We start from the raw sequence: 11,533 nt of genomic DNA, 5'->3' as shown, positions 1-11,533 counted from the left end.
CTTCGTCTCCGGCTTCCTTCCCACCCCACCTCACAGTGACGCAGTTGCCATCGACTCGGAGTTAAACCACCTTCACCTCCAGAGGACTCACACCTCCAAGCGAATGCCCATGCTGGGCGTACAACGACTGTGGCCCCTCCTTTCGGAGGGGCCACAGTTCGTCGAGTGCCGGTTAGGCAGCGCCCTTCTTCGCGCTGCCGCCGGATCCGCCGGACTTCTTCGACGAGTTGTCACTCTTGGCCGAGCTGTCGCCCTTGGTATCCGAGGACGCCTTGGTATCCGAAGTGCCCTTCGACGGCTTCGGCAGTGACGGCAGCGACACCTTCGGCGGCGCAGGCAACGACACCTTCGGCGGCGCAGGCAACGACACCTTGGGCAGCGACGGCAACGACACCTTCGGCGGCGCAGGCAGCGACACCTTGGGCGGCGCAGGCAAGGTCAACTTGGGCAGCGACGGGGCCGACACCTTCGTGCTCGGGGCGCTGGTGTCAGCGGCCGTCTTGGCGGCGGCCGGTGCAGGAGCGCTGTCCGGGACCTTCAGCGACACCGTCGGCGCGGTACCGGCGATGCTCGTCACCTTGTCGTTGATACTCGTCACCGTGGCGGCCCCTGCGGCACCAGCCGCGGCCAGGGCCGCAGCCCCTGCTCCGGCGTCGATGCCACCACCGATGTGGATACCACCGATGTTGATATTGATATTGAGCCCGAGGCTCGCATTGATCGAATTGACCAGTGCGCTCAGCCCTGCGGTGAACTGTGCGCCCGCTGCCGCAAGCGCGTTGACCACAGCCTCCGGTGTCGGGAACGCCTGCAGCGCGGCGTTGATCGCGGCGTTCAGTGCCGCACCTCCCTGAACCAGCCCGGTGCCAAGTGCACTGATGATCTGGTTGCCCACTGCCACACCGGCGTTCAATCCCGCCTCGAGCGCCGCGGCACCCTGGTTGAACACCTGCTGAGCAACGTCCAGGCCGCCGCCCAGCACGCCGGTGAGCGCGTTCACGAACTCCGCCGGGCTCGGGAAGTTGGCCACCGCCGCGTTGAACGCCGCTGCCAGCTGGGCCCCGCCGTTCGCCAACGCGTCGATGATCGCCTGGGCCCCATCGAGGTTCACGTTCAGCGCGGCCTGCAGTGCCAACGCGAGGTTGACGTTGATGTTGCCGATGGCGTCGACCAACGCGTTGATGAAGGCCTGCGGGTTCGGGAAGGCGTCGAGAGCTGCCTGGAACGCCGCGTACAGCGCACTGGCCGGATTACCGAGCGCGTCGAGCAGCGCCTGGAAACCGGTGACCCCGGCCGCAATTCCGGCCTGGATCGTGTCAGCGAGCTGACCGGTGAACGTCGTGAACGCGTTGGCAAGGACCCCGAGCGTCGGGTTGATCGCCCCCAGTGCGTCGTTCAGTGCCGCCACGAAGGCCGCCGGTGACGGGAAGTTGGCCAGCGCGGCGTTGAACGCCGCAGCCAACGCCGCCCCACCGGAGATCAGCGCGTCGATGAAGGCCTGCGGGCCGTCGATGGCCGCATTCAGCACCGCCTGCAGCGCCAGGCCGAGGTTGACGTCGATATTGCTGAACGCCTGAACGAGTGCGTTGATGAAGGCCTGCGGGTTCGGGAAGGCGTCGAGAGCTGCCTGGAACGCCGCGAACAGCGCACTGGCCGGATTACCGAGCGCGTCGAGCAGCGCCTGGAAACCGGTGACCCCGGCCGCAATTCCGGCCTGGATCGTGTCGGCGAGCTGACCGGTGAACGTCGTGAACGCGTTGGCAAGGATGCCCAGCGTCGGGTTGATCGCCGACAGAGCACTGTTCAGCGCCGCCACGAAGGCCGCCGGTGACGGGAAGTTGGCCAGCGCGGCGTTGAACGCCGCAGCCAACGCCGCCCCACCGGAGACCAGCGCATCAATGAAGGCCTGTGGCCCGTCGATCGTCGCGTTGATGACAGCCTGCAGAGCCAGCCCCAGGTTGACATCGATATTGCTGAACGCCTGAACGAGCGCGTTGAAGAACGCCTGCGGGTTCGGGAACGCCGCCAAGGCCGCCTGGAACGCCGCGAACAGCGCACTGGCCGGGTTGCTCAGCGCGTCGAGCAGCGCCTGGAAACCGCTGAGCCCAGCCGCAATTCCCGCCTGCAGGGTGGTGGCCAGCTGACCCGTGAACGTGGTGAAGGCATTGGCCAGCACCCCGATCGTCGGGTTGATCGCCGCCAAAGCTCCGACGAACGCATCGACGAACGCCTGCGGTGACGGGAAGTTGGCCAGCGCGGCGTTGAACGCCGCAGCCAACGCCGCCCCACCGGAGATCAGCGCGTCGACAAATGCCTGCGGGCCGTCGATGGCCGCATTCAGCACCGCCTGCAGCGCCAGGCCGAGGTTGACGTCGATACTGCCGAAGGCCTGAACCAGCGCGTTGATGAATGCCTGCGGGTTCGGGAAGGCGTTCAAGGCTGCCTGGAACGCCGCGAACAGCGCACTGGCCGGGTTGCTCAGCGCATTGAGCAGCGCCTGGGAACCGGTGAGCCCAGCCGCAATTCCCGCCTGCAGGGTGGTGGCCAGCTGACCCGTGAAAGTGGTCAGCGCATTGGCAAGCACCCCGAGGGTCGGGTTGATCGCCGCCAGCGCACCGACGAACGCATCGACGAACGCCTGGGGCGAGGGGAAGTTGGCCAGCGCGGCGTTGAACGCCGCAGCCAGGGTCGCCCCACCCGAGACCAGCGCGTCGACGAAGCCCTGCAGACCATCGACGCCCAGACTGAGCGCCGCCTGAAGCGCCAAGCCGAGGTTGACGTCGATATTGCTGAACGCCTGAACGAGCGCGTTGAAGAACGCCTGCGGGTTCGGGAACGCCGCCAAGGCTGCCTGGAACGCCGCATACAGCGCACTGGCCGGATTACCCAGCGCGTCGAGCAGCGCCTGGAAACCAGTGAGCCCAGCCGCAATACCGGCCTGCAACGTGTCAGCGAGCTGACCGGTGAACGTCGTGAACGCGTCGGCCAGGATGCCCAGCGTCGGGTTGATCGCCGCCAGCGCACCGACGAACGCATCGACGAACGCCTGCGGTGAGGGGAAGTTGGCCAGCGCGGCGTTGAACGCCGCAGCCAACGCCGCCCCACCGGAGATCAGCGCATCAATGAAGGCTTGCGGTCCCTCGATCGTCGCGTTGATGACAGCCTGCAGGGCCAGCCCCAAGTTGACATCGATATTGCCGAACGCCTGAACCAGGGCGTTGAAGAACGCCTGCGGGTTCGGGAACGCCGCCAAGGCTGCCTGGAACGCCGCATACAGCGCACTGGCCGGATTACCCAGCGCATTGAGCAGCGCCTGGAAACCAGTGAGCCCAGCCGCAATACCCGCCTGCAACGTGTCCGCCAACTGACCGGTGAAGTTGGTGAACGCAGTGGCCAGAACGCCGAGCGTGGGGTTGATTGCTGCTAGCGCACCGTTGAGTGCTGCCACGAAGGCCGCCGGTGAGGGGAAGTTGGCCAGCGCGGCGTTGAACGCCGCAGCCAACGCCGCCCCACCGGAGACCAGCGCATCAATGAAGGCCTGTGGCCCGTCGATCGTCGCGTTGATGACAGCCTGCAGGGCCAGCCCCAAGTTGACATCGATATTGCCGAACGCCTGAACCAGGGCCTTGAAGAACGCCTGCGGGTTCGGGAACGCCGCCAAGGCTGCCTGGAACGCCGCATACAGCGCACTGGCCGGATTACCCAGCGCATTGAGCAGCGCCTGGAAACCGGTGAGCCCAGCGGCGATTCCGGCCTGGAGCGTCTCGTTGAGCTGGCCCGTGAACGTCGTCAGCGCATTGGCGAGGATGCCCAGGGTTGGGTTGATCGCGGACAACGCACTCGTCAGCGCCGCGGCGAATTCCGCGGGGCTCGGGAATGCCGCCACGGCGGCGTTGAACGCGGCAGCCAGTGCGGCACCGCCGGCCTGGATGGCGGCGGCCAGATCGGCCGCCCCTTGGATGTTGAGGTTGAGCACGGCTTGCAGAGCCAGGCCGAGGTTGACGTTCACATTGCTGAACGCCTCGACCAGTGCGTTGATGAACACCTGCGGATCGCCGAACGCCGCCACCGCGTTGTCGACCGCTTGAGCGAGAGCGCTACCACCGTTGAGCAGGCCGTCGACGATGGACTGCACTGCGGTGTTGCCCGAACCGATGCCGGAGATGAGAGCGGCTTGAAGCGCGTCACCGAGTTGAGTGATCGCGGTGTCGGCCGCACCGTTGAGGGCATTGAGTCCGCCGCGCAGCCCGTTCCAGCCATCGTTGATCGCCTGGATCACGTCGGAGAGCGAGGACAGGGATACATCGGCCAGGGCCGAGAGTGCCCGATCTTGCGCCAGGTGCAGGTTTGGCGGTGTCACCTGAATGGGCGCCAGCGCAATTGCGCTCGCACCGAAGACTGCCACCCCCGCGGTCAGATATGACCGAACAGCAACGTCCATGACTATCCCTTCAAAATGGCTGTGCCCCGATAGGCGCGAACCTACCTGAGAAGAACCTAAGTAGCCAAGCGATTGCTCTCAGTTTTTTTAGGTAGCTGCGTCAATTCTGTGGCCCATATCATTGCCATTTGCTGATTCAACATTAACCACAATTATTTGACGCCCATGCATACAAATAAACAGCAAAGAATCACGCGTCTGCTGGCCACCTTCGGTCAGCTGTGCCGAGCCGGGCCGCACGCGAAGCGGTCTTCGCCACCAATCGGCATGGTCAGCCATGTCCGCCGGCCCAGCCGGCCGAGATCGCCGGCGACCTGACAAGGACGGCCTCGGTTGGACATAAGCCATGCGCTCGACCCCGGGATAGCAAGTGACCCGAAAACGTTGGCCCTCCACACTTGCGTTCGCCGTCGCCGCCGCACGAGGCGATCGCGTTCAGGAAAAATTCATGGTGATTCGCATGCGCGACACGCCGGGACCGGCCGGCCCCGCCATCCGGTTGCGGAGCCGCGAGAGCGCCTGCGCTCCGGACCTGCGACAGGTTTGCAGAACGTGGTTTGAACCAGGCGGCGGGTGGGAACAGTGTGACCAACGTGTTTCCCGACGTCATCACGCAGACGGCGCAAGCACATAGCGTCGCCAGGACGGCGACCCCAGTCGCTATTCCCTGTTAACGCGGCGATGGATATTCGCTGTGTGAGTTGTCAATACCCAATCATTCTTCTTTAGATAATTAACTGCAGCGGTTCACCTATGCACAGGCCTGCGCTCTACCCTAGAAATTCCTGAGAGCCGACTGCCGGTGCCGATTTCCATTCAGCAAACATTGGCGAACGCCGCGCCGACAGTCGCCCAGCGTCTCGCTCCCAGGGGAGGTACCTCTGATACCCGGCGCGCAGCGCAATTAACCGCTCGGCAGAAAGAGCCGCTACCAGGCGTGCACGAGCACGTCCGGCGACAGCGGCGAAGATGCGGAAGGACGACTGGCCGCGCTGACGCGGGCGCGGTCTACTTCGCGCGCGGCAGACCCAGCACCTGCTGGGCGATGATGTTGCGTTGAATCTCCGAGGTGCCCCCGGCGATCGTGCCCGAGAAGCTTCGCGCGTGACGCTCGAACCAGCTGGCGAAGTAATGGTCCAGATTCATGTGCGCGTACGGTCCCGTGCTGGACGGATGTACCAGACCGTCGGAACCCGCTGCGGTGAGTGCGTATTCGGACGCGCGCAACTCTGCTTCGGAGCCGAAGAGTTTGACCACCGACACCGATGCCACGTCCGACTCCCCGCGCGCCGCCTTGGCCAGCCCGGAGGAGCCCATGAGGCGCAACGCCTGGTAGTCCATGATCATCGCGGCATACTGGTCCTTCTCCAGCGGAGTATGCGGCTCGAAGTCACCGATCATGTTGGCGATGCGGTCGGCGAATCCCAGCCACATCATCGTGCGCTCGTGGCCCAGCGATCCGTTGGCCACTCCCCAGCCACCGTTGAGCGGCCCGACCAGGTTCTCGGCAGGCACCCGCACATCGGTGAAGAAGACCTCGTTGAAGTCCTTGTCCTCGACCCCGCAGATCGAGGCGAACGGCCGGCACACGACACCGGGCAGGTCGGTCGGGATGATCAGCACGCTGATGCCCTTGTGCTTGGGCGCATCCGGATCGGTCCGGACGAACGTCAGCAGGAAGTCGGCGTCGTGCGCACCGGACGTCCACACTTTCTGACCGTTCACCACGAAGTAGTCGCCGTCGCGCACGGCGCGGGTCCGAAGTGAGGCCAGATCCGAGCCTGCACTCGGCTCGCTCATCCCCAGCGACGCGGTCTTCTCGCCCTTGAGAACCGGCACCGCCCAACGGTGCTTCTGCTCATCGGATCCGAACGAGATCAGCGACGCCGCAATGATATTCACACCCTGAGGGTTGAAGCTGTGGTAGATCCGCCGGTTGCACAATTCCTCGAGGTGGACGAACTGCTGCAGGATCGACGCGTTGCGGCCGCCGAACTCCGGCGGCTGCGCGGGCAGCAGCCACCCGTTGTCGAACAGCAGACGCTGCCAGCGGCGCGCCCAGTCGGGCATGTGCGACACCGAGCGTGGCCGCTCCAGCGTCTCGGCCTCGGTGGGCAGGTTGGCATCGAGGAACGCACTGAACTCGTCGCGGAAGGACTCGACCTCGGGATCGAATGAAAGTTGCATCTACAGTTCCCTGTACTCCTCGGCGATGACGGCGCGGTGTTCAGCGGCACCGCCCAGCATCAGCTCGCCGGACTTGGCGCGCTTGAGCGCGAACTGGACATCGTTTTCCCACGTGAAGCCCATGGCTCCGAACAACTGCAGGCCGTGGCGGAACACCACCGACTGGCAATCGCCCGCCGCCGCCTTTGCCATCGCGGCGGCCAGCCGCCGGCGGGGGTCGTCGGCGCTGATGGTCAGGGCGGCGAAATACGCCAGGGCGCGGGCCCGTTCGATCGCGACGTGCATGTCGACCGCCTTGTGCTGCACGGCCTGGAAGGACCCGATCGGCACCCCGAACTGATGGCGGTCTTTCACGTGCTGCAAAGCGAGGTCGAGAATGCGTTGGCACGCGCCGACCGTCGTGATCGCCAGTCCGGTCAGCGCGACGTGGCGGGCTCGCTCGCCGTCGGAGTGCACCCGGTCCTCATCTGCGACGTGCACCCCGGGGAACGTCACGTCGGCCACGTGCAGCACCGGGTCGAACACCGGGATGCGCGTGATCGTCGCGGTCGCGGCCTCGACGAGGAACACCCCACCGTCGGTCACCACCGCCAGCTTCTGCGCCCGGTCGGCGTCGAGGACATAGCGGGCGGTCCCCGACAGCACCCATCCGTCGACATCGCGGTGCGCGGTGACACCGTCGAACACCGCCGCACCCGCCTGCTGCGGGTCGTAGCGATCGCCGGCCAGCGGCGCGAACTGGGTGAGGGTGGCCAGGAACGGCGTCGGGTCCGTCGCGCGGCCGAACTCTTCGAGCACGATCGCCAGCTCGACGGCGTTCTCGGGCTCGGCCAACTCGGTCCAGCCCGCTTCGACGTAGGACTCCCATAGCGGTCCCGGGTCGATGCCGTCCTCGGCAATCCCGCGGATCAGCGAGGACGGGCACTGCTTGGCCACCGCGTCGCGCACGGTGTCCTGCCACAACCGCTGATCAGCGTCGAATTCCAGTAGCACCCGTTGCCTCCTGCGCGGACTGGACCGATGCGAATGGAAATCCAATTCTCCATTCATGCGCCATCGGTTCTCCCTAGACGGTATCGCACTCTACCGGCTGATTTGCTTGCTGCCTACGGCCGGTTGAGGCAAAGTGGTAATGAGGTTCTACTCTCAATCACGAGAACAGTATTCTTGTCGTTGAAGAACTTGGATTTACGTCGAGTTGGAGCACCCGGAAGGTGGGTTTGGTGATAGAGCACCGCGACGGGACGACGACTCCCGTGATCGACGCGAGCGTGCACATCTTCTTCGGGTCCACTCCCGAGTTGCGCGGGGTGATGCGCGAGCCGTTCAAGAGTCGCGGCTTCCCGGACTACGAGATGGACTGGTACGGCGCTCCGGGCGGTGAATATCTCAAAGAGGCTCGCGGGCCGGAGGGTCAGTACCCCGGATCCGACCCGGCCGTCGTCGCTGCGCACCTGTTCACCGATCGTGGCGTCGACGTCGCGGTCCTGCACCCGATGGGCCGGGGCATCATGCCCGACCGTCACCTCGGCACCGCGATCCTGGCCGCCCACAACGAGATGCTGGTCTCGCGCTGGCTCGATCACCCCGAACTGGGTGAGCGATTCCGCGGCACGATCCGGGTCAACCCCGACGACATCCGCGGCGCGCTGCGCGAGATCGACAAGTACAAGGACCATCCCCGCGTCGTACAGATCGGCATCCCGCTGCAGTCCCGGGAGCTGTACGGAAAGCCCCAGTTCTGGGACCTGTGGGAGGCGGCCGTCGATGCCGGCCTACCGGTGGCCACCCACATCGAGACCGGGGAGGGCATCGCATTCCCGCCGACCCCGTCCGGACACACCAGGACCTTCGAGCAGTACCTGGGCTTCATGTCGCTCAATTACATCTATCACCTGATGAACCTGATCGCAGAGGGCGTGTTCGAGCGGTGGCCGGACCTCAAGTTCGTGTTCGCTGACGGCGCGGGCGATCTCATGACGCCGTTCATGTGGCGGATGGACTGCTTCGGACGACCGCACCTCGAGCAGACGCCATGGGCACCGAAGATGCCCAGCGACTACCTGCCCGGGCACGTCCATTTCATCCACAACAGCCTCGACGGGCCGGGCGACGCCGACTTCGCCGACCAATGGCTGTCGTTCACCGGCAAAGAGGACATGGTGATGTTCGGGTCAAGCTATCCGCATTGGCATTGCACCGACATCCGCACGCTGCCCGCGGCGTGGACGGCCGAACAGCGCGAGAAAGTCTGCTGGCGCAATGCCGCGCAGCTCTACGGCATAGACATCCCGGCCGGCATCGGAACACACTGAGACGCAGTGAGCTAAGGAGACCACGATGACTCTGACCCATAGCCAGGAGCGAGTCGCTCCGGCCGAACGCGTTGCGATCCGGTGCGTCGACTCCGATGTCCACCCGGTGCCCAAGCGCGGCGCGCTGCAGGAATACATCCCCGAGCCGCTTCGCTCCAAGTACTTCAGGAACCACCGGGTCGGCGAGACCATCTACTACGACGCGCCGGACTACGCGCACGCCTACGCCATGCGGGTCGACACTTTCCCCGACGACGGCGAGTTCGCCTGCAGCGACCCCGACCTCGCACTCAAGCAGGCCGTGATGGAGGCCGGCGCCGACATCTGCATCCTCGAGCCCGCCCACGCCCCCTGCCGGATCCCCGAAGCCACGGCGGCATTGTCCTACGCGCACAACGCCTGGCAGGCCGACCACTGGCTGGACAGCAAGACCAACTGGCACGAACGCTGGCGCGGCTCGATCTGCGTGGCCATCGAAGACCCCGAGGGCGGGGCGCGCGAGATCGAGAAGTGGGCCGAGCACCCGTATATGGCCCAGGTCATGATCAAGGCCGAGCCACGGCCGTCGTGGGGTGACCCGAAGTACGACCCGATCTGGGCGGCCGCCACCAAGATCAACAAGCCGGTGAGCTGCCATCTGTCGCGCGGCTTCTACGAGACGCTGCCGATCCCACCGGTGGGCCTGCCCAGCTACAACCACGACTTCATGGTCAGCTACTCGCTGCTCGCGGCGAACCAGGTGATGAGCATGATCTTCGACGGTCTCTTCGACCGGTTCCCCACCCTGCGGATCGTGTTCGTGGAGCACGCCTTCAGTTGGATTCTGCCGCTGATGTGGCGGATGGACACGATCTACGAAGCCCGCAAGTCCTGGCTGGACATCAAGCGCAAGCCGAGTGAATACGTCAAGGACCACATCAAGTTCACCACCCAGCCGCTGGACTACCCCGAAGACAAGACCGAACTGCTGCGGGCCTTCGAGTGGATGGAATGCGAAAAGATCCTGCTGTTCTCCTCCGACTACCCGCACTGGACCTATGACGATCCACGCTGGCTGGTCAAGCACCTTCCCGAGCACGCGCGGGAAGCGGTGATGTTCCGCAACGGGATCGAGACGTACGGCCTGCCGGATACCGTGCCGGCCCTCGAGGGCCAGACGCGGGTGTTCTGAGTGGAGATGACCTTTCGGAGGGCTGGAGCGGAGCGACCCGGGATATGACAACAGCAGACAAGCAGCCCCGCCTGGCGCAGGGCCGAGAGCACGTGGTCGCGACCGTTGACGAAATCCCGCCTGGCACACACAAACTGGTGCCGATCGGCCGGCACGGGGTGGGCGTGTACAACGTCAACGGAACGTTCTACGCCATCGCGAACTACTGCCCGCACGAGGGCGGACCGTTGTGCTCGGGGCGCCCGCGTGGCCGCAACATCGTCGACGAGAACGTCCCCGGCGACGCGGTGATGGTGCGCGATATGGAATTCATCTACTGCCCGTGGCACCAATGGGGGTTCGAGTTGGCAACAGGCACCACGGCGGTCAAGCCCGAGTGGAGCATCCGCACCTACCCGGTACGCGTCGTGGGCGACGACGTCCTCGTGACGGCATGAGCACCCGAAGGCGAGTGCGAGTGAGGATCGCAGCGCAGCGAGGACCGGAGCGAGCAGGAGCCGAGGCATGAGCACGGCAACGACCGCCGGTCTGCAACTGCGCGACGGCGAACAGGTGATGGAGATCAACGGCGGCAATGTCGTCTACGAAATCCTCGGCGATAAAGGCGATTTCATCGCCTTGACGCCAGGTGGCCGGTACAGCAAGGACATCGAGGGCCTGCGCCCGCTGGCCGAGGCACTGGTCAACGGCGGCTATCGCGTGCTGCTGTGGGACCGCCCCAACTGCGGCAAATCCGATCTGCAGTTCTACGGCCAGAGCGAATCCCACATGCGCGCCGAGACGTTGCACGGGTTGATCACCGGCCTGGGTATCGGCCCATGCGTGATCGCCGGCGGCTCGGGCGGCGCCAGGGATTCCATCCTGACGACGATCCTCTACCCCGAGATCGTCACCAAGCTGGTGACCTGGAACATCGTCGGCGGCGTCTACGGCAGCTTCGTGCTGGGCTCGTACTACCTGGTGCCGAGCATCCTCGCGGTTCGCGGCCTGGGCATCAAAGGCCTTCTGCACGTCGATGAGTGGAAAGAACGCATCGCCGAGAACGCGGTGAACAAGGACCGGATTCTGGCGCTGGACGCCGACGAGTTCCTCCGGGTCATGTTGCGCTGGCTCAACGCGTTCGTCCCGAAGCCCGGCCAGGCGATCCCGGGCGTCGACGACGAATTCTTCGGTGACATCAAGGTGCCCACCCTGATCATCCGCGGCGGCGAGAACGACTGGGACCACCCCAAGCGCACCTCACTGGAGGTCAACTGCCTCATCAAGGGTTCGACGCTGATCGACCCGCCGTGGCCCGAGGATGCCTGGGAGCGTGCGGGCGAGGATCGGGCATCCGGGAAGGTCAAGCGGTTCAACATGTTCGACACCTGGGTGCAGGCTGCCCCGGCCATTCTGGATTTCCTCGGCAAATGAGCACCA

General features: G+C 65.2%; 7 protein-coding genes. 4 read left to right on the top strand and 3 right to left on the bottom strand.

What is annotated here, in order from left to right; translation table 11 throughout:
- Positions 1-172: 172 nt before the first annotated feature.
- From HPC46_RS24970 to HPC46_RS24960, 3 genes are all read right to left on the bottom strand, one after another.
- A complete protein-coding gene (locus HPC46_RS24970) occupies positions 173-4,441 on the bottom strand; it encodes a hypothetical protein (protein WP_179474879.1) in 4,269 nt (1,422 codons plus the stop codon).
- Positions 4,442-5,449: 1,008 nt separating this feature from the next.
- Positions 5,450-6,628, bottom strand: coding sequence for an acyl-CoA dehydrogenase family protein (locus HPC46_RS24965; protein WP_179474878.1), 1,179 nt, complete (start codon positions 6,626-6,628; stop codon positions 5,450-5,452).
- Complete coding sequence (locus HPC46_RS24960; RefSeq protein ID WP_179474877.1) at positions 6,629-7,621, bottom strand: acyl-CoA dehydrogenase family protein; 993 nt, start codon at positions 7,619-7,621, stop codon at positions 6,629-6,631.
- Positions 7,622-7,851: 230 nt separating this feature from the next.
- Here HPC46_RS24960 and HPC46_RS24955 point away from each other — a divergent pair, with 230 nt between their 5' ends.
- The 4 genes from HPC46_RS24955 to HPC46_RS24940 all read left to right on the top strand — a co-directional run bounded on the left by HPC46_RS24955 (position 7,852) and on the right by HPC46_RS24940 (position 11,527).
- Positions 7,852-8,943 carry an amidohydrolase family protein gene (locus HPC46_RS24955; RefSeq protein WP_179474876.1) on the top strand — a complete coding sequence of 364 codons (1,092 nt, stop codon included), beginning with the start codon at positions 7,852-7,854 and terminating at the stop codon, positions 8,941-8,943.
- A gap of 25 nt (positions 8,944-8,968) precedes the next feature.
- Positions 8,969-10,114 carry an amidohydrolase family protein gene (locus HPC46_RS24950; RefSeq protein WP_179474875.1) on the top strand — a complete coding sequence of 382 codons (1,146 nt, stop codon included), beginning with the start codon at positions 8,969-8,971 and terminating at the stop codon, positions 10,112-10,114.
- A 44-nt stretch (positions 10,115-10,158) separates the two neighbouring features.
- Entirely contained in the window at positions 10,159-10,551 is a 393-nt protein-coding gene (locus HPC46_RS24945) for a Rieske (2Fe-2S) protein (RefSeq protein WP_179474874.1), read from the top strand.
- Between the two features lie 67 nt (positions 10,552-10,618).
- Positions 10,619-11,527 carry an alpha/beta fold hydrolase gene (locus tag HPC46_RS24940; RefSeq protein ID WP_179474873.1) on the top strand — a complete coding sequence of 303 codons (909 nt, stop codon included), beginning with the start codon at positions 10,619-10,621 and terminating at the stop codon, positions 11,525-11,527.
- Positions 11,528-11,533 lie beyond the last annotated feature (6 nt).

Source organism: Mycolicibacterium vinylchloridicum (assembly GCF_013404075.1).
In the GTDB taxonomy this organism is placed as follows: Bacteria; Actinomycetota; Actinomycetes; order Mycobacteriales; family Mycobacteriaceae; genus Mycobacterium; species Mycobacterium vinylchloridicum.
This window is presented reverse-complemented; position numbering and strand designations above follow the sequence as displayed.

Coding starts and splice junctions, on each gene's coding strand:
- HPC46_RS24970 (WP_179474879.1), bottom strand. CDS start 4,441: ATGGACGTTGCTGTTCGGTCATATCTGACCGCGGGGGTGGCAGTCTTC.
- HPC46_RS24965 (WP_179474878.1), bottom strand. CDS start 6,628: ATGCAACTTTCATTCGATCCCGAGGTCGAGTCCTTCCGCGACGAGTTC.
- HPC46_RS24950 (WP_179474875.1), top strand. CDS start 8,969: ATGACTCTGACCCATAGCCAGGAGCGAGTCGCTCCGGCCGAACGCGTT.
- HPC46_RS24945 (WP_179474874.1), top strand. CDS start 10,159: ATGACAACAGCAGACAAGCAGCCCCGCCTGGCGCAGGGCCGAGAGCAC.
- HPC46_RS24940 (WP_179474873.1), top strand. CDS start 10,619: ATGAGCACGGCAACGACCGCCGGTCTGCAACTGCGCGACGGCGAACAG.